Raw genomic sequence first — 18595 nt, 5'->3', positions numbered from 1 at the left:
CGGGCGATGACCGTCTCCGACACCATGGAACGACCCGTCACCGTGCGCTCGCTCTACCAGCGCTCGGTCGAGATCCTCGCCGCCAGCGGCGTGCTCGACCCGCAGGTCGACGCCGAGCTCCTCATCGGCCACGTGCTCGGCGCCTCGCGCGGGCGGGTGCAGTCGATGACGGTGACGGATGCTCCGGTCGGCCCCGAAGACACCCTCGCCATCGTCGAGGCGGTCGAGCGCCGCGCCGCGCGCGAGCCGCTGCAGCACATCACGGGTGTCGCCTGGTTCCGCTCGCTCGAGCTCTCGGTGGGTCCCGGCGTCTTCGTGCCGCGGCCCGAGACCGAGTTCGTCGCCGGGCTCGCCATCGACGCCCTGCGCGCGGTGGTGCCGGCGGGGGAGAACCCGCCCGTGGCGGTCGACCTCGGCACCGGGAGCGGCGCCATCGCGCTGTCGCTCGCCGTCGAGGTGCCGCACGCCGCCGTGGTGGGCGTCGAGAACTCGCCGCGCGCCTTCGTCTGGGCAAAGGAGAACCTCCGGCGCGTCGACCCGGGCAACGCGCGGTTGGTGTTCATCGACCTGGCCGACGCCCTGCCCGAGCTCGACGGCACCGTCGACGTCGTGGTGTCGAACCCGCCGTACATTCCGCTCGGCGCGATTCCGCGCGACCCCGAGGTGCGGCTGTTCGACCCCGAGCAGGCGCTCTACGGGGGCGACGACGGTCTCGTCGTGGTGCGCGAGGTCTCGGCCACCGCGCGCCGGCTGCTCCGCCCGGGCGGCGCCCTCGTCGTCGAGCACGGCGACCTCCAGGGTGCCGAGATGCGCGAGCTCCTCGCCGCCGACGGCTGGCGCGCCGCGGCGACGCACCGCGACCTCACCGGCCGCGACCGCGCCACCACCGCCGTGCGCTGACCCGGCCCCGGTACACTCGGCAGCATGGAACCCGTCTCCTTCACCGCCGGCCTCATCGGCCTCATCATCTTCATCGTCACCGTCGTGTCGATCGTCAAGAACCCGAACCACGGCGGGCTCGGCAAGTTCGTCTGGATCCTGGTGGCGTTCTTCCTGTCGATCCTCGGGTCGATCCTCTGGCTCATCTTCGGGCGCGGTCGCGTCAACCGCTGACCTCGTGCGGGCCTCTCCCGGCCGCCGCGACTATCATGGAGGCTCGATGGCTGCCACATTCGACTGCTCCGTGTCCTCCGAGCTCCTCTCCGGAATGCGTCTCGCCCGCGGCGCGATCAGCCGGGGCGCGCTCGTCGTCATCCCCACCGACACGGTCTACGGCATCGCCGCCGACGCCTTCTCGCCGCGCGCGGTGCAGCAGCTGCTCGACGCCAAGGGCCGCACCCGCCAGTCGCCGCCTCCCGTGCTCATCCCGTCGCTCGCGACGCTGGATGCGCTGGCCACCGACATCCCCGAGGTGGCGCGCACCCTGGTCGCCGAGTTCTGGCCGGGCGGCCTCACGCTCATCCTCCGTGCCACCCCGTCGCTGATGTGGGACCTGGGCGACACCAACGGCACCGTCGCCCTGCGCATGCCCGCCGACCCGCTGGCCCTCGAGCTGCTGCAGGAGACCGGGCCGCTGGCCGTCTCGAGCGCGAACCTCACCGGCCGGCCCGCCGCCACCAGCGCCGCCGAGGCGGTGGAGATGCTCGGCGACAGCGTCGAGGTCTACCTCGACGCCGGTGAGCGCTCCGACACGCTCGCCTCGACCATCGTCGACGCGACGGGTGACGACGGGCTGCTGCGCATCGTGCGGGCCGGGGCAGTGCCCGAGGAGCGCATCCGCGAGGTCGTGGGGGAGCTCTTGGCGCCTGGACCCGGCGCCTGATCGATGCGGTTCTACCTCCTCGTCGCACTCGTCTCGGCGGTCGTCAGCTTCGGCCTGAGCTGGGTCATCTACAAACTCAGCCACCGCTACCGGCTGTACCCGAAGATCCGCGAGCGCGACGTGCACACGCGCCCCACCCCACGGCTCGGCGGCATCGCCATGTTCCTCGGTGTGGTGGTGGCCATCGGCGTCGCCTCGCAGATCAGCTGGTTCCACCTCGTGTTCGCCGAACCCGGCAAGGTGTGGGCCATCCTCGGCGCCGCCTTCATCATCGTGGCCATCGGCGTCGCCGACGACATCTGGGACCTCGACTGGCTCACCAAGCTCGCCGGCCAGATCATCGCCGCCGGCCTCCTGGCCTGGCAGGGCGTGCAGATCGTGTCGCTGCCCATCGGCGGACTCACCATCGGCTCGAGCGGCATGTCGCTGTTCATCACCATCCTGGCCGTGGTGCTCGTGATGAACGCCATCAACTTCATCGACGGGCTCGACGGCCTGGTGGCCGGCGTCGCCCTCGTCGCCAACGGCGTGTTCTTCCTCTACAGCTACCTGCTGGCCCGCGACACCTCGCCCACCGACTACTTCAACCTCGCCTCGCTCATCACGGCCGTGCTCATCGGGGCCTGCGCCGGGTTCCTCCCGCTCAACTTCCACCCCGCGAAACTGTTCATGGGTGACGCGGGGGCGCTTCTCGTCGGTCTCCTCATGGCCACCAGCGCCATCGCGGTCACCGGCCAGGTCGACCCGGCCCAGCTCGGCCGCTCGCAGCTGTTCCCGGCCTTCCTGCCGATCCTCCTGCCGTTCGCCATCCTGGTGGTGCCGCTGCTCGACTTCAGCCTCGCGGTCATCCGGCGGCTGCGGGCGGGCAAGAGCCCGTTCAGCGCCGACCGCAAGCACCTGCACCACCGCCTGCTCGACATGGGGCACTCGCACCTGCAGGCCGTGCTCATCTTCTACGGCTGGACCGCGGTCATCTCGGTGGGCTGCCTGCTGCTGTTCGTGCTGACGCCGTACTGGCTCGCCTTCGTGTTCCTCGGGGTGGGCATCGTGGTCTGCGCCGCGTTCACGCTCGCCCCCCTCAGCCCCCTCAAGCGCCGGGAGATCGCTGCCCAGTCAGCCGATGCCGGTACCCTCGAAGCCGACATGAAAGCCGGCGACGACCCGCTCGACGCGGCAGCCGACCCCATCAAGGAGCCCTGAGCCGTGACCGACCCCGTGATCAAAGGCAACTACCCGACTCCCGCCTCGAGCGGCGTCTTCGCCACGATCCTCAAGTTCGACGCGATTCTCGCCGTGGTCATCGCCGTGGTGGGGGGAGTGGTCGGCTACCTCGCCGACGGATGGACGGGAACGGTGAGCGCGCTCATCGGCACCGCCATGGTGCTGGTGTTCGCCGGCATCACCGCCGCGAGCATCCTCGTGGCCAACCGGTTCACCGCCTCCCCGCTCTACACGACCCTGTTCTTCGTCATCGTGCTGGGCTCGTGGATCGTGAAGTTCGTGCTCTTCATCGTGCTCGTGGTGCTGCTGCGCGGACAGCCGTTCGTGAACGACCTCATCCTCTTCCTCAGCATCGTCGTGGCGGTCATCGGCACCCTCGTCGTCGACGTCGTGGTGGTGGCCAGGAGCCGCATGCCCTATGCCTCCGATGTGAAGCTTCCGGGCGGGCACTGAGAGGCTGCCGATTCGTCAGGAGCCTCCAAGACTTGATAGGGTGAGGATGCACGTTCCGCCGACCGAAGTCGCCTTCAGCGTCCGGAGTTCGCACAACCCCCCACCGTTCGTCGTCGCGAGAACTCTGACCAGTTCCACGCCCCGAAACAGGAGATAGCGCTGATAGCTAACGCTGTGAACCTGCTAGCCCCGATGGCCACCTCCGATGACGGCGGTTTCCACGGCCCATCGATCGAGGAATTCTTCCCCGAGGTCATCTTCTTCGCTGGCACGCCGTTCGAGATCAACCGGATCATCCTCATCCGCTTCCTGGCGGTGCTGGCCATCGTCCTCATCTTCTGGATCGGCACCCGCCGCATGAAGGTGGTCCCGGGTCGCTTCCAGTCGGTCGTCGAGATGGGCCTCGACTTCGCGCGGGTGAACATCGCCGAAGACCTGCTGGGCAAGAAAGACGGCCGGCGCTTCCTGCCGCTGATCACCACGATCTTCTTCATGGTGCTGTTCATGAACATCACGGGAATCATCCCGTTCCTGAACATCGCCGGAACCTCCGTCATCGGTGTGCCGCTCGTGCTCGCCGTCGTCGCCTGGGTCGCGTTCATCTACGCCGGTCTCAAGAAGCACCCGGGGGCGTTCTTCAAGAACGCGCTGTTCCCGCCCGGTGTGCCGTGGCCGCTCTACATCATCGTCACGCCGATCGAGCTGGTCTCCACCTTCGTGCTCCGGCCCATCACGCTGACGCTCCGACTCCTCATGAACATGGTCGTGGGTCACCTCCTCCTGGTGCTCTTCTTCGCGGCCACCCAGTTCTTCTTCTTCACCGCAGGCGGTCTCTGGTCGCTGTTCGGCGTCGGCACCCTGGCGTTCGGCTTCGTCTTCACGCTGTTCGAGATCCTGGTCGCCGTGCTCCAGGCCTATGTCTTCGCCCTGCTCACCACTGTCTACATCCAGCTCGCGCTGGCTGAGGAACACTAAGCGGTTCCAGGCGCCCGCCTGAACCACCATCACGAAAGGGAACACAACGTGGCAGATGTATCGATCCTCGCTGAGGTCACCGGCAACGTCGCGACCATGGGCTACGGCCTCGCAGCGATCGGCCCCGCCATCGGCGTGGGCATCGTGGTCGGCAAGACCATCGAAGGCGTCGCCCGCCAGCCCGAGCTCGCCGGCCGCCTCCAGGTGCTGATGTACATCGGTATCGCGTTCACCGAGGCGCTCGCGTTCATCGGTATCGCTACCTACTTCATCTTCACCAACTAGTAGCCCGCTTCGATCGATAAGGAGGCTGGAATGCTTCAAGCAGTTCTGGCTGCGACCGAGGGCGAATCGACGAACCCGCTCATCCCGGCCCCGTACGACATCATCTGGTCTGCGGTGTGCTTCGTCGTCATCCTCTTCTTCTTCTGGAGGCTCGTCCTGCCTCGCATGAAGAAGCTCCTCGACGAGCGTGCCGCCGCGATCGAGGGGAACATCGAGAAGGCCGACATCGCCCAGCGCGAAGCGGAGGCCGCTCTCCAGCAGTACACCGCTCAGCTCGCCGAGGCGCGTGCCGAGGCCGCGAAGATCCGCGAGCAGGCCCGTGTCGACGCCCAGCGCATCGGCGCCGACATCCAGGCCCAGGCGCAGAGCGACGCCGAGCGTGTGAAGTCCAACGCCCAGGTGGCGATCGAGGCAGACCGTCAGGCAGCCCTCGTCTCGCTCCGCTCGGAGGTCGGCACGCTGGCGATCGACCTGGCCTCCGGCGTGATCGGGGAGTCGCTCTCCGACGACGCCAAGGCCACGGCCCTCGTCGACCGGTTCCTCGCCGACCTCGAAGCTTCCGGCTCCGCGGGCGCAGACACCTCGGGAAAGAAGTAACACGATGGGAAGCGCGACCAGAGTAGCCCTCGGAGACGCCAGAGACCGCCTCGCGGCCCTGGGCTCCCAGGTCGATCTGGCCACGGGAGAAGAGCTCTTCGCCGCTGGTCGGATCATCGGTGATTCGTCTCACCTGCTCGGAGCCCTCTCCGACCCCGGAGCCGAGCCGGCCGCCAAGGCCGCGCTCGTCTCGCGGCTGTTCGGCCCGTCGTACTCGGCCGTGACGGTCGGTCTGCTCGAGACGGTGGCGACCAGCCGCTGGTCGACGCAGAGCGACCTGCTCGCCGGCATCGAGGAGATCGGCATCCGTGCCGTGGCGAGCTCGGCCCCGGCCGGTGTCGCCATCGACTCGGAGCTGTTCGAGTTCGCGCGCGCCGTCTCCGGCGCCTCCGAGCTCGAGCTGGCCCTCGGGTCGAAGCTCGGTTCCACCGACCAGAAGCGCGCCCTCGTCGAGCGGCTGCTCGGCGGTCGCTTCTCGGCGCAGACGGTGGCCATCGTGCGCCAGCTCATCACCCAGCCCCGCGGCCGCCGCATCGGCGAGCTGCTGCGCTTCGCCTCCAGCGTCGTCGCCGACCAGTCCGGTTCGGCCGTAGCCACGGTCACCACCGCAGCGCCGCTCAGTGCGGCTCAGCGCGGGCGGCTCGAGTCGGCCCTCGCCGGTCAGTACGGCCGTGCGGTGCAGGTGAACCAGGTCGTCGACCCGTCGGTGGTGGGAGGCGTGCGCATCCAGATCGGCGACGACGTCATCGACGGCAGTGTCGCCACCCGCATCAACGATTTGAGACTTCAGCTCGCCGGCTGATCGGCGCGCACAGGAACACACTGGGGGCATACCCCATCAGAAAAGGGAAAACGATGGCTGAACTTACGATCCGCCCCGATGAGATCCGCGACGCTCTCAAAGACTTCGTCGCGGCGTACGAGCCCGGCAAGGCGGCGACCACCGAGGTGGGTTACGTCGTCGACGCCGCCGACGGCATCGCGCACGTCGAAGGACTCCCCGGTGTGATGGCCAACGAGCTCATCCGCTTCGCCGACGGCACCCTGGGCCTCGCCCAGAACCTCGACGAGGACGAGGTCGGTGTCGTGGTGCTCGGTGAGTTCACCGGCATCGAGGAGGGCCAGGAGGTCACCCGCACCGGCGAGGTGCTCTCGGTGCCCGTCGGCGACGGCTACCTCGGCCGCGTGGTCGACCCGCTCGGCAACCCGATCGACGGTCTCGGCGACATCGCCGCCGAAGGTCGCCGCGAGCTCGAGCTCCAGGCCCCCGGCGTGATGCAGCGCAAGTCGGTGCACGAACCCCTGCAGACCGGTATCAAGGCCATCGACGCCATGATCCCCGTCGGCCGTGGCCAGCGTCAGCTCATCATCGGCGACCGCCAGACCGGCAAGACCGCCATCGCGATCGACACCATCATCAACCAGAAGGCCAACTGGGAGTCGGGCGACGTCAACAAGCAGGTGCGCTGCATCTACGTGGCGATCGGCCAGAAGGGCTCGACCATCGCCTCGGTGAAGGGCGCGCTCGAAGACGCCGGAGCGATGGAGTACACCACCATCGTCGCCTCGCCGGCCTCCGACCCCGCCGGCTTCAAGTACCTCGCCCCCTACACCGGCTCGGCCATCGGCCAGCACTGGATGTACGGCGGCAAGCACGTGCTCATCATCTTCGACGACCTGTCGAAGCAGGCCGAGGCCTACCGCGCCGTGTCGCTGCTCCTGCGCCGCCCGCCGGGGCGTGAGGCCTACCCCGGCGACGTGTTCTACCTGCACTCGCGTCTGCTCGAGCGTTGCGCCAAGCTCTCCGACGAGCTGGGCGCCGGCTCGATGACCGGTCTGCCGATCATCGAGACCAAGGCGAACGACGTCTCGGCCTACATCCCCACGAACGTGATCTCGATCACCGACGGCCAGATCTTCCTGCAGTCCGACCTGTTCAACGCCAACCAGCGCCCCGCTGTCGACGTCGGCATCTCGGTCTCGCGAGTCGGTGGCGACGCCCAGGTGAAGTCGATCAAGTCGGTGTCGGGAACGCTCAAGCTCGAGCTCGCCCAGTACCGTTCGCTCGAGGCCTTCGCGATGTTCGCCTCCGACCTCGACGCCGCGTCGCGCCGTCAGCTCGCCCGGGGCGCCCGCCTCACCGAGCTGCTCAAGCAGCCGCAGTACTCGCCGTTCCCGGTCGAGCAGCAGGTCGTCTCGATCTGGGCGGGCACCAAGGGCAAGCTCGACGAGGTTCCGGTCGAAGACATCCTGCGCTTCGAGGCGGAGCTCCTCGACTACATCGGCCGCACCACCGACATCCTCACCACCCTGCGCGAGACCAACAAGCTCGACGACGACACCGTCGCCGCGCTCGACAAAGCGGTCGACCAGTTCAAGCTCGAGTTCCAGACGGGCGAGGGCAAGCCGCTCGCCTCGGTGGGCAAGGAGCAGTTCGACGCCACCGCCAAGGAAGACGTCGGCCAGGAGAAGATCGTCAAGGGTCGCCGCTAGAGATGGGTGCACAGCTCAGGGTCTATAGGCAGAAGATCAGGTCTGCCCAGACGACCAAGAAGATCACGAGGGCGATGGAGCTGATCTCCGCCTCGCGCATTCAGAAGGCGCAGCAGCGCGTGGCCGCCTCGGCCCCGTACTCGCGTGCCATCACGCGCGCGGTCTCGGCGGTCGCCACCTACTCGAACGTCGACCACCCGCTCACCAGCGAGCGCGAGAAGCTCGACACCGCGGCGATCGTCATCTTCACCTCCGACCGTGGTCTCGCGGGCGCCTTCTCGTCCTCCATCCTCAAGGAGGCCGAGCAGCTGGCCGAGCTCCTGCGCAGTGAGGGCAAGAAGGTCGTGTTCTACCTCGTCGGCCGTAAGGCCGTCGGGTACTTCAGCTTCCGTAAGCGCGCCTCGGTCGCCTCGTGGACGGGCGGCACCGACCAGCCCGTGTTCGAGACGGCGAAGGAGATCGCGGATGCCGTGGTCGAGGCGTACAACCTCGACGACCAGGAGGGCGGCGTCGACGAGATCCACCTCGTCTACAACCGCTTCGTGAGCATGGTGACCCAGGTTCCCGAGGTCGTGCGTCTGCTCCCGCTCGAGATCGTCGAGGGCGCCGCGCCCGAGACCGCCTCGAACGAGGTCTACCCGCTCTACGAGTTCGAGCCCGACGCCGAGACGGTGCTCGACAAGCTGCTGCCCATCTACGTCGAGAGCCGCATCTTCAACGCGATGCTGCAGTCGGCTGCCGCCGAGCACGCCGCTCGCCAGAAGGCGATGAAGTCGGCGAGCGACAACGCCGACAACCTCATCCGCGACTACACGCGTCTTGCCAACAACGCGCGTCAGAGCGAGATCACGCAGCAGATTTCCGAAATCGTGGGCGGCGCCGACGCGCTCAGCTCCGCCAAGTAGTCATCGAAGAAAAGAGAAGCACAATGACTGACACTGCTATCGCGCCAGTCCCGGCCGCGGAGGCGCCCAGCGGCGTCGGCCGAATTGCGCGCGTCACGGGGCCCGTGGTCGACATCGAGTTCCCGCACGACTCGATTCCGGAGGTCTACAACGCCCTGAAGACCACGGTCACCATCGGCGACACCGCCACCGAGATCACCCTCGAGGTCGCTCAGCACCTCGGCGACGACCTCGTGCGCGCCATCGCCCTGAAGCCGACCGACGGCCTCGTGCGCGGCCAGGAGGTGCGCGACACCGGTGCTGCCATCTCGGTGCCCGTCGGTGACGTCACCAAGGGCAAGGTCTTCAACGTCATCGGCGAGGTGCTCAACGCCGAGCCCGGCGAGACCATCGAGATCACCGAGCGCTGGCCCATCCACCGCAAGCCCCCGGCGTTCGACCAGCTCGAGTCGAAGACCAACCTGTTCGAGACCGGCATCAAGTCGATCGACCTCCTCACCCCCTACGTGCAGGGTGGAAAGATCGGTCTGTTCGGTGGTGCGGGCGTCGGCAAGACCGTGCTCATCCAGGAGATGATCCAGCGCGTGGCGCAAGACCACGGTGGTGTGTCGGTGTTCGCCGGTGTCGGTGAGCGCACCCGTGAGGGCAACGACCTCATCCACGAGATGGAGGAGGCGGGCGTGTTCGACAAGACCGCCCTCGTCTTCGGCCAGATGGACGAGCCGCCGGGAACGCGTCTTCGCGTCGCCCTCTCGGCTCTGACCATGGCGGAGTACTTCCGCGACGTGCAGAACCAAGACGTGCTGCTGTTCATCGACAACATCTTCCGCTTCACGCAGGCGGGCTCCGAGGTGTCGACGCTGCTCGGCCGCATGCCCTCCGCCGTGGGTTACCAGCCGAACCTCGCCGACGAGATGGGTGTGCTCCAGGAGCGCATCACCTCGACCCGTGGTCACTCGATCACCTCGCTGCAGGCGATCTACGTGCCGGCCGACGACTACACCGACCCGGCTCCGGCGACCACCTTCGCCCACCTCGACGCCACCACCGAGCTCTCGCGTGAGATCGCGTCGAAGGGTCTGTACCCGGCGATCGACCCGCTCACCTCGACCTCGCGCATCATGGACCCGCGCTACTTGGGCGCCGACCACTACCGCGTGGCGACGAGCGTGAAGCAGATCCTGCAGAAGAACAAGGAGCTGCAGGAGATCATCGCCATCCTCGGTGTCGACGAGCTCTCCGAGGAAGACAAGATCACCGTGGCCCGCGCCCGGCGCATCCAGCAGTTCCTCTCGCAGAACACCTACATGGCGAAGAAGTTCACCGGTGTCGAGGGCTCGACCGTTCCGCTCAAGGAGACCATCGAGTCCTTCGACGCGATCGTCAAGGGCGAGTTCGACTCGGTCGCCGAGCAGGCCTTCTTCAACGTCGGTGGCATCTCCGACGTCGAGGAGAAGTGGGCTCAGATCCAGAAGGAGAACGGCTGATCATGGCGAAGAACCTCAGCGTCAGCGTCGTCTCGGCCGATCAGCAGATCTGGGCCGGCGACGCGACGATGGTGATCGCCAAGACGGTCGAGGGCGAGATCGGCATCCTCGCCGGTCACGAGCCACTGCTCGCCATCCTCTCGGCGGGCGAGGTGCGCGTGAACGCCGCGAGCGGTGAGCGCCTGGTGGCTCGCGCCGACGACGGGTTCCTCTCCGTGGAGAACGACACCGTCACGATCGTGGCTCGCGACGCCGAGCTGATCAAGTAGCCGCAAGACACACGACCGCCGCACCCGCTCCTCGGAGTCGGGTGCGGCGGTCTTTCTTCGTGAAAGGGGATGCGCGTGCTCATTCTGCTGCCACCCTCCGAGACCAAACGCGACGGCGGAGAAGGCGCTGCGCTCGACTACGCGGCGCTGTCGCATCCGGCGCTCACGCGCGTGCGCAAGCCTCTCGTGCGCCGGGTCGCCGCGCTCGCCCGCACCCCCGAGGAGATGATGCAGCGGCTGAAGCTCGGGCAGAAGCTCGCCTTCGAGGTCGAGCGCAACCGTGTCGTCGCGAAGAGCCCGACCATGCCCGCGATGGATCGGTACACGGGCGTGCTGTACGAGGCACTCGACGCGCCCGAACTCGACCCCACCGCGCGCGCGTTCGCCGCGGAGCACGTGCGCATCCACTCCGCGCTGTTCGGGCTCGTCGGCGCCGGTGATCCGCTCCCGGCCTACCGTCTCTCGCACGACTCCCGACTCGACGCCCCGTCGATCAAGTCGGTGTGGGCCGAGGCGATCTCGAAGGAGCTGCTCGCCCACCGCGACGAACTGGTGCTCGATCTGCGCTCGGAGGCCTATGTGCATCTCGGCCCGGTGCCGGCGGCCGTCTCGCGGGCGTACTTCCTCCGGGTGGTCACGACGGGCGACGACGGGGTGCGTCGCGCGCTCAACCACTTCAACAAGAAGGGCAAGGGCGAGCTCGTGCGCGCCCTGGTGCAGCACGGCGAGAACTTCGGCGAGGTCGACGAGCTGATCGAGTGGGGTGCCACCAGCGGCCACCGCCTGTCCCTGACCCCCGAAGGCGAGCTGCTGCTCGAGGTCTGAGCGTCACCGCGGAGCGTCACAGCAGGTGCGGGATGCGCTCGTGGTGCAGCAGCCACGACTTGGTGCGCGTGCCGTCGGCCCAGCTCCACCCCGTGACCTTCCCGGCTGCCGAGAGCACGCGGTGGCAGCCGACGAGCAGGGGAGTCGGGTTCGAGGCGATCGCGCCGCCCACCGCCCGCCCCGAACCCACCCGCCCGACCGTCGCGGCGATCGCGCCGTAACTCGTGCAGTGCCCCCAGGGGATGGCCGCCAGCACCCGCCAGACCTGCAGCTGGAACGGCGTGCCGTAGTGCGCGATCGGCACCGAGAAACGTCGCCGGGTGCCCTGGAAGTAGTCGAGCAGCTGGGCGATCGCCTCGTCGGCGACCGCCGTGGAGTCGAAGGCGAGCCCGTCGTGGGGGAGCATGCCGTTGTGCTCCAGACCCACCCCCGTGATGCACTCGCCGTCGCTCATCACCTCCACGCGCCCGATGGGCGTGCTGCAGCGCTGCAGGTAGGGCGAGGCCGAGCGGATCTGCGTCAGTGTGTCCATGGGCGCGACGCTAGGCACCCCTTCCCGACCCCGGTGGCGTCGTGAGCCGGTATGTGGAGAGGGGCGCGCATCCGCTCGCCTGTGCAGAACAGACCGCCGTGCGGCTCGCGGCTACACTCGTTCTCGTGCCTACACGCCTCTCGAACTACTTCCTCCGTACGCTCCGCGAAGACCCCTCCGACGCCGAGGTGACCAGCCACCGCCTGCTCGTGCGGGCCGGCTACATCCGCCGTCAGGCTCCGGGCATCTTCGCGTGGCTGCCGCTGGGGCTGCGCGTGAAGGCGAAGATCGAGGCGATCATCCGCGAGGAGATGGCGGCCGCCGGCGCCTTCGAGGTGCACTTCCCCGCGCTGCTGCCGAAGGAGCCCTACGAAGCGACCGGCCGCTACGTCGAGTACGGCCCCGGCATGTTCCGGCTGAACGACCGCAAAGAGGCCGGCTTCGTGCTGGCTCCCACCCACGAGGAGGTCTTCACGCTGCTCGTCAAAGACCTGTACTCGAGCTACAAAGACCTGCCGCTGTCGATCTACCAGATCCAGGACAAGTACCGTGACGAGGCGCGGCCCCGCGCCGGCCTCCTGCGCGGCCGCGAGTTCACCATGAAAGACGCGTACTCCTTCGACTACACGGATGCGGGGCTCGACGCCTCCTACCAGGCTCAGCGAGACGCCTACGAGCGCATCTTCACCCGCCTCGGCCTCGAGTACGTCATCGTGAAGGCCGACGCCGGCGCGATGGGCGGCTCGAAGAGCGAGGAGTTCCTGCACCCCACCCCCGTCGGCGAAGACACCTTCGTGCGCTCGGCCGGCGGCTACGCGGCGAACGTCGAGGCGTACACGACCCTGCCGCCCGAGCCCCGCTCGTTCGACGGGCTCACCCCCGCCGAGGTGCTCGACACCCCTGACACGCCCACCATCCAGACGCTCGTCGACCGGGCCAACGAGGCGCACCCCCGGCCCGACGGCCGCGCCTGGACGGCAGCCGACACGCTGAAGAACGTGGTGCTCGCGCTCACGAACCTCGACGGGTCGCGCGAACTCGTCGTCGTCGGGCTCCCCGGCGACCGCGAGGTCGACGTCAAGCGCGCCGAGGTGGCCTTCGCCCCCGCCGAGATCGAGGCGGCCACCGAGGCCGACTTCGCCAAGCACCCCGGCCTCGTGAAGGGCTACATCGGGCCCTGGTCGCCCGAGGGCGCCGTGCTCGGAGAGGAGTCGAGCACGGGCATCCGCTACGTCGTCGACCCCCGCGTGGTGTCGGGTACCGGGTGGATCACGGGCGCCAACCAGCACGGCAAGCACGTGTTCGGGCTGGTCGCCGGGCGGGACTTCACCGCCGACGGCGTGGTCGAGGTGGCCGAGGTGCGCGCGGGCGACCCCGCGCCCGACGGCTCCGGCCCGGTCGAGCTCGCCCGCGGCATGGAGATCGGCCACGTCTTCCAGCTCGGCCGCAAGTACGCCGAGGCGCTCGGCCTCAAGGTGCTCGACGAGAACGGCAAGCTGGTGACCGTGACCATGGGGTCGTACGGCATCGGTGTCACGCGCATCCTGGCCATCATCGCCGAGCTGAACAACGACGAGAAGGGTCTCGTCTGGCCCGCCTCGGTCGCGCCGTTCGACGTGCACGTCATCGCCACCGGCCGCGACGCCGAGGTGTACCAGGCCGCCGAGTCCGTGGTCGCCGACCTCGAGGCCTCGGGTCTCGAGGTGCTCTACGACGACCGCCCCAAGGTCTCGCCCGGCGTGAAGTTCGGCGACGCCGAGCTCATCGGCGTTTCGATGATCGTCATCGTGGGCCGCGGTGTCGCCGAGGGCAAGGTCGAGCTGTGGAACCGGTCGACGGGGGAGCGCACGACGGTGGCCCTGGATGACGTCGCGGCGAGCTTCGGGTAACCTAGACGTTTGACTGCCGGAGACTTCGGCATCGAGATCTGAACAGAGGAGGCCGGAAGTGGACATCGACCTCAGCGTCTTACGTCTCCTGGAGCGTGAACGAGAGATCCCCTTCGAGGAACTGGTGGTGATCATCGAGCAGGCCATCCTCACGGCGTACCTCAAGCACACCGACCGGCCCGCCTCCTTCGACGACGGCACCCCGTCGGCGCGGGTGCACCTCGACCGCAAGTCGGGGCACATCAGCGTCTTCGTGCCCGAGATCGACGACGACGGCGTGGTGAGTGGCGAGGCCGAGGAGAACCCGAGCGACTTCGGGCGCATCGCCGCCTTCGCCGCCAAGCAGGTCATCAACCAGCGCCTGCGCGACATCGGCGACGACAAGGTGCTCGGCGAGTTCAAGGGCCGCGAGGGCGACATCGTCGCCGGCGTCATCCAGCAGGGGCCGAACCCCAAGATGGTGCACGTCGACCTCGGCACGATCGAGGCGATCATGCCGCCGGAGGAGCAGGTGCCGGGCGAGGAGTACGCGCACGGTTCGCGCATCCGCGTCTACGTCACGAGTGTGGCGAAGGGGCCGAAGGGCCCGTCGATCACGGTGTCCCGCACCCACCCCTCGCTCGTGCGCAAGCTGTTCGCGCTCGAGGTGCCCGAGATCGCCTCGGGTGTCGTCGAGATCGTGTCGCTCGCCCGCGAGGCCGGCCACCGCACCAAGATCGCGGTGCGGGCCACCGAGCCTGGCGTGAACGCCAAGGGTGCCTGCATCGGCGAGCTGGGGCAGCGCGTGCGCGCGGTCACCGCCGAGCTCGGCAACGAGAAGATCGACATCGTCGACTACTCCGACGACCTGCCCACCTTCGTGGCCAACGCCCTCTCGCCCGCCAAGGTGTCGAGCGCCTTCGTCATCGACGCGAACACCAAGGCCGTGCGCGCCCTGGTGCCCGACTACCAGCTCTCCCTCGCCATCGGCAAGGAGGGCCAGAACGCCCGCCTGGCCGCGAAGCTCACTGGCGCGAAAATCGATATTCAACCCGATTCCATCCTCGACGAAGACTGATCGCCTCGTTCCGGATGCTCGGCTCGGCCGGGTCGGTCGGCGAGCGTTCAGCGAATATGGAGTACGATGGAACCCGTTAGAACGTGCGTGGGATGCCGCGCGCGCGCCAACCGGTCCTCCTTGCTGAGGGTCGTGGCCAGGGCCGATGGCCCGACAGGGCTTGAACTGGTCGTCGACGAGACGGCCACTCTTCCCGGCCGAGGCGCGTGGCTCCATCCTTCACCCGAATGCTTCCGTGCCGCGGTCACGCGGCGGGCTTTCGGGCGCGCGCTCCGTGTCGAGGGAACCCTCGACACGTCGACAGTAGAGAACAGGCTGAACGGCACCGTGAACCCATGAGTGGCAACTGATGAGCGGCTCGAAATGAGATCCGTCCGCAACTAACGCCTGCCCTGTCCGGGGCGGGCCCCAGACAGGAGAATTGTGGCTGCAAAACCACGCGTACATGAAGTCGCCGCCGAACTCGGCGTCGACAGCAAGGTCGCACTCGCGACCCTGAAGGAGATGGGCCAGTTCGTCAAGGGCCCGTCGTCGAGCATCGAGCCGCCCGTGGCCCGACGCCTCAAAGAAGCTCTGATCAAGGCCGGCGCCGCCGGTGGCGACTCCGCCGCCGCAGCGGCTCCCGCTGCGCCTCGGTCGAACGCGCCCCGTCCGGGCGCACGCCCCGGCGCGCCCACGCCCTCGAGCGCACGCCCCGGTGCTCCGGCACCGCAGGCGCCGGCGGCCCCCGCGGCTCCGGCCGCCTCGACCCCGGCCGCCCCGGCCGCGTCGCAGGCTCCCGCCGCACCCGCGCCGAAGAGCCCCTCGGCTCCGGCCCCGGCCGCCCCCGCGGCGCCGGCTGCGCAGACCCCGTCGGCTCCGTCGTCCTCCACCCCCACCCCGGGGTCGGGCGGCAGCGCCGCACCGCGTCCGGGCGCCCCGCGCCCCGGCATCCCGCGCCCGGGCAACAATCCGTTCGCGAGCCAGCAGGGCATGCAGCGCCCGGGTGCGCCGCGCCCCGGCAACAACCCCTTCGCCAGCCAGCAGGGCATGGGCCGCAGCGGTGGCGGCGCCAACGGCGCCATCCCGCGCCCCGGTGCTCCCCGTCCCGGTGCCCCGCGCCCCGGTGCTCCCCGTCCCGGCGCTCCGCGCCCGGGTGCACCTCGTCCCGGCGCCGCGGGTGGCTTCCGTCCCGGCGCCCCGCAGGGCGGCGGTGCACGCCCGGCTCCCGGTTCGCCCGGGTTCCGCCCGGGTGGCGGCGCTCCCGGCGCCGGCGGCTTCTCGCGCCCCGGTGGCGGCGGCCGTGGCCGTGGCCCCGGCGGTGGTACCGCAGGTGCCTTCGGTCGCGGTGGCGGCAAGAGCAAGGCGCGCAAGTCGAAGCGTACAAAGAGGGCCGAATTCGAGCTGAGGGAAGCCCCGTCGCTGGGCGGCGTGAGCGTTCCCCGCGGCGACGGTTCGACAGTCATCCGTCTGCGTCGTGGTGCCTCCATCACCGACTTCGCCGACAAGATCGACGCCAGCCCCGGCAACCTGGTGACCGTGCTGTTCCACCTCGGTGAGATGGCGACGGCGACCGAGTCGCTCGACGAGGCCACCTTCCAGGTGCTCGGCGAAGAGCTCGGCTACAAGATCCAGATGGTGTCGCCCGAAGACGAAGACCGCGAGCTCCTCGAGGGCTTCGACATCGACCTCGACCAGGAGCTGGAAGACGAGACAGACGAAGACCTGGAGATCCGTCCCCCGGTCGTCACCGTCATGGGTCACGTCGACCACGGTAAGACGCGCCTGCTCGACGCGATCCGCAACGCCAACGTGGTCGCCGGCGAGGCGGGTGGCATCACCCAGCACATCGGTGCCTACCAGGTCGTCACCGAGCACGAGGGCGTCGAGCGCCCGATCACCTTCATCGACACCCCGGGTCACGAGGCGTTCACCGCCATGCGTGCCCGTGGTGCGCAGGTGACCGACATCGCCATCCTCGTGGTCGCCGCCGACGACGGCATCATGCCGCAGACGATCGAGGCCCTGAACCACGCCCAGGCGGCCGACGTGCCGATCGTGGTCGCGGTCAACAAGATCGACAAAGAGGACGCGAACCCGGCGAAGGTGCGCCAGCAGCTCACCGAGTACAACCTGGTGGCCGAGGAGTACGGCGGCGACGTCATGTTCGTCGACGTGTCGGCGCGCAACAACATCGGCATCCAGGAGCTGCTCGACGCGGTGCTCCTCACCGCCGACGCGGGCCTCGACCTGCGAGCGAACCCGAACAAGGATGCGCGAGGCGTGGCCATTGAGGCCAAGCTCGACAAGGGCCGCGGTGCTGTCGCGACCGTGCTCATCCAGTCGGGAACGCTGCACGTCGGAGACGCCATCGTGGCGGGCACGGCCTACGGCCGCGTGCGTGCGATGGTCGACGAGAACGGCGAGACCGTGACCGCAGCGACCCCGTCGCGCCCGGTGCAGGTGCAGGGTCTGTCGACCGTGCCCCGCGCCGGCGACACCTTCCTCGTCACCGAGGAAGACCGCACGGCCCGTCAGATCGCCGAGAAGCGTGAGGCGGCCGAGCGCAACGCGTCGCTCGCCAAGGCCCGCAAGCGCATCTCGCTCGAAGACTTCACCCGCGCCCTCGAAGAAGGCAAGGTCGAAGCCCTCAACCTCATCATCAAGGGTGACGTCTCCGGTGCCGTCGAGGCACTCGAGGAGTCGCTGCTCAAGATCGAGGTCGACGACTCGGTTCAGCTCCGCATCATCCACCGCGGTGTGGGTGCGGTCACCGAGTCCGACGTCAACCTGGCCACCGTCGACAACGCCATCATCATCGGGTTCAACGTGCGACCCGACACGAAGGCGCGCGAGCGTGCAGCCCGCGAGGGTGTGGACATCCGCTTCTACTCGGTCATCTACAACGCGCTCGACGACATCGAGTCGTCGCTCAAGGGCATGCTCAAGCCCGAGTTCGAAGAGGTGCAGTCGGGCGTCGCCGAGATCCGCGAGATCTTCCGCTCGTCGAAGTTCGGCAACATCGCCGGTGTCATCGTGCGGTCGGGAACCATCACCCGCAACGCCAAGGCGCGGGTCATCCGCGAGGGCGTCGTCGTCGGCGACAACCTGGCGATCGAGTCGCTGCGTCGCTTCAAGGACGACGTCACCGAGGTGCGCACGGACTTCGAGGCCGGTATCGGGCTCGGCAAGTTCAACGACATCCAGGTCGGCGACGAGATCGAGACCATCGAGATGAAGGAGAAGCCGCGGGTCTAGCATCGGCTAGCAGTGGCATAACCTGATGAAGGAGTGGTGAGGCGAAGGTCTCACCACTCCTTCTCTCGTCGCAACAACGAAGGAGGATGATCATGGCTGATCCCCAGCGGGCCGCCAAGATGGCGGATCGGATCAAGGAGATCGTGGCTCGACGGCTGGAGAAGGGGATCAAGGATCCTCGGCTCGGCTTCGTGACCATCACCGACGTGCGGGTGACGGGCGACCTGCAGCACGCGTCGATCTTCTACACCGTGTACGGCGACGAGAAGGAGCGGGCCGACTCGGCCGCCGCACTGAAGTCGGCGACCGGGATGCTGCGCAGCGAGGTCGGCAAGAACATCACCGCGCGGCTCACGCCGTCGCTCGAGTTCATCGCCGACGCGCTGCCCGAGAACGCCAAGGTGCTCGACGACCTGTTGGCGCAGGCACGCGCCCGCGACGCCGAGGTCGAAGGCCTCGCCAAGGGCGCCCAGTACGCCGGCGAGGCCGACCCCTACGTCAAGCCGAAGACCCCCGAAGACGAGTAGCCCCTCGTCGAACGAGCGCGA

20 protein-coding genes are annotated in these 18595 nt (G+C 68.5%); 19 read left to right on the top strand and 1 reads right to left on the bottom strand.

The genetic code is table 11. The features are described 5' to 3' along the window. The first annotated feature begins 6 nt into the window (after window positions 1–6). The 14 genes from prmC (at window position 7) to HL652_RS09045 (ending at window position 11332) form a co-directional block, all read left to right on the top strand. Window positions 7–900 carry a peptide chain release factor N(5)-glutamine methyltransferase gene (prmC, locus tag HL652_RS09110; RefSeq protein WP_171705042.1) on the top strand — a complete coding sequence of 298 codons (894 nt, stop codon included), beginning with the start codon at window positions 7–9 and terminating at the stop codon, window positions 898–900. Between the two features lie 24 nt (window positions 901–924). After that, a complete protein-coding gene (locus tag HL652_RS09105) occupies window positions 925–1113 on the top strand; it encodes a PLDc N-terminal domain-containing protein (protein ID WP_171705041.1) in 189 nt (62 codons plus the stop codon). Between the two features lie 46 nt (window positions 1114–1159). Continuing rightward, a complete protein-coding gene (locus HL652_RS09100) occupies window positions 1160–1822 on the top strand; it encodes an L-threonylcarbamoyladenylate synthase (protein WP_171705040.1) in 663 nt (220 codons plus the stop codon). A gap of 3 nt (window positions 1823–1825) precedes the next feature. After that, window positions 1826–3022, top strand: a complete 1197-nt coding sequence (locus HL652_RS09095) for an MraY family glycosyltransferase (protein WP_171705039.1) — start codon at window positions 1826–1828, stop codon at window positions 3020–3022. A 3-nt stretch (window positions 3023–3025) separates the two neighbouring features. Next, window positions 3026–3496 (top strand): hypothetical protein, encoded by a 471-nt coding sequence (locus tag HL652_RS09090; RefSeq protein WP_253743737.1) that lies wholly within the window; start codon window positions 3026–3028, stop codon window positions 3494–3496. 192 nt (window positions 3497–3688) lie between these two features. Further along, window positions 3689–4471, top strand: a complete 783-nt coding sequence (gene atpB, locus HL652_RS09085; protein WP_171705038.1) for a F0F1 ATP synthase subunit A — start codon at window positions 3689–3691, stop codon at window positions 4469–4471. 96 nt (window positions 4472–4567) lie between these two features. Next, window positions 4568–4756: an ATP synthase F0 subunit C gene (atpE, locus tag HL652_RS09080; RefSeq protein ID WP_171707255.1), complete on the top strand. Its 189-nt coding sequence runs from the start codon at window positions 4568–4570 to the stop codon at window positions 4754–4756. Window positions 4757–4786: 30 nt separating this feature from the next. Continuing rightward, entirely contained in the window at window positions 4787–5353 is a 567-nt protein-coding gene (locus tag HL652_RS09075; RefSeq protein WP_171705037.1) for a F0F1 ATP synthase subunit B, read from the top strand. A 4-nt stretch (window positions 5354–5357) separates the two neighbouring features. Next, on the top strand, window positions 5358–6155 hold the full coding sequence (locus HL652_RS09070) for a F0F1 ATP synthase subunit delta (protein WP_171705036.1): 798 nt from the start codon (window positions 5358–5360) through the stop codon (window positions 6153–6155). A gap of 53 nt (window positions 6156–6208) precedes the next feature. Continuing rightward, window positions 6209–7846: a F0F1 ATP synthase subunit alpha gene (gene atpA, locus HL652_RS09065; RefSeq protein ID WP_171705035.1), complete on the top strand. Its 1638-nt coding sequence runs from the start codon at window positions 6209–6211 to the stop codon at window positions 7844–7846. A 2-nt stretch (window positions 7847–7848) separates the two neighbouring features. Continuing rightward, window positions 7849–8751, top strand: a complete 903-nt coding sequence (locus HL652_RS09060; RefSeq protein WP_171705034.1) for a F0F1 ATP synthase subunit gamma — start codon at window positions 7849–7851, stop codon at window positions 8749–8751. A 23-nt stretch (window positions 8752–8774) separates the two neighbouring features. Continuing rightward, the gene (atpD, locus tag HL652_RS09055) at window positions 8775–10238 is read left to right on the top strand and encodes a F0F1 ATP synthase subunit beta (protein ID WP_171705033.1); all 1464 of its coding nucleotides are present in this window, start codon (window positions 8775–8777) and stop codon (window positions 10236–10238) included. Window positions 10239–10240: 2 nt separating this feature from the next. Beyond that, window positions 10241–10507 (top strand): F0F1 ATP synthase subunit epsilon, encoded by a 267-nt coding sequence (locus HL652_RS09050; RefSeq protein WP_171705032.1) that lies wholly within the window; start codon window positions 10241–10243, stop codon window positions 10505–10507. A 69-nt stretch (window positions 10508–10576) separates the two neighbouring features. Further along, window positions 10577–11332, top strand: a complete 756-nt coding sequence (locus tag HL652_RS09045) for a YaaA family protein (protein ID WP_371743621.1) — start codon at window positions 10577–10579, stop codon at window positions 11330–11332. Window positions 11333–11348: 16 nt separating this feature from the next. Here HL652_RS09045 and HL652_RS09040 read toward each other — a convergent pair whose 3' ends face one another. Further along, window positions 11349–11864: a methylated-DNA--[protein]-cysteine S-methyltransferase gene (locus HL652_RS09040; RefSeq protein ID WP_171705030.1), complete on the bottom strand. Its 516-nt coding sequence runs from the start codon at window positions 11862–11864 to the stop codon at window positions 11349–11351. A gap of 125 nt (window positions 11865–11989) precedes the next feature. Between HL652_RS09040 and HL652_RS09035 the strand changes: the two genes are divergently transcribed. From HL652_RS09035 to rbfA, 5 genes are all read left to right on the top strand, one after another. Next, window positions 11990–13753 carry a proline--tRNA ligase gene (locus HL652_RS09035; protein ID WP_171705029.1) on the top strand — a complete coding sequence of 588 codons (1764 nt, stop codon included), beginning with the start codon at window positions 11990–11992 and terminating at the stop codon, window positions 13751–13753. A gap of 58 nt (window positions 13754–13811) precedes the next feature. Beyond that, window positions 13812–14810, top strand: coding sequence for a transcription termination factor NusA (nusA, locus tag HL652_RS09030; protein ID WP_171705028.1), 999 nt, complete (start codon window positions 13812–13814; stop codon window positions 14808–14810). 66 nt (window positions 14811–14876) lie between these two features. Beyond that, window positions 14877–15149, top strand: coding sequence for a YlxR family protein (locus tag HL652_RS09025; protein WP_171705027.1), 273 nt, complete (start codon window positions 14877–14879; stop codon window positions 15147–15149). An 84-nt stretch (window positions 15150–15233) separates the two neighbouring features. Next, window positions 15234–18047, top strand: coding sequence for a translation initiation factor IF-2 (infB, locus tag HL652_RS09020; RefSeq protein ID WP_171705026.1), 2814 nt, complete (start codon window positions 15234–15236; stop codon window positions 18045–18047). A gap of 92 nt (window positions 18048–18139) precedes the next feature. Further along, window positions 18140–18574, top strand: a complete 435-nt coding sequence (gene rbfA, locus HL652_RS09015) for a 30S ribosome-binding factor RbfA (protein ID WP_171705025.1) — start codon at window positions 18140–18142, stop codon at window positions 18572–18574. Window positions 18575–18595 lie beyond the last annotated feature (21 nt).

This window comes from Herbiconiux sp. SALV-R1 (genome assembly GCF_013113715.1).
Lineage (GTDB): Bacteria > Actinomycetota > Actinomycetes > Actinomycetales > Microbacteriaceae > Herbiconiux.
Note: the sequence above shows the minus strand (reverse complement) of the source record. Positions and strands in the feature narration are given on the sequence as shown.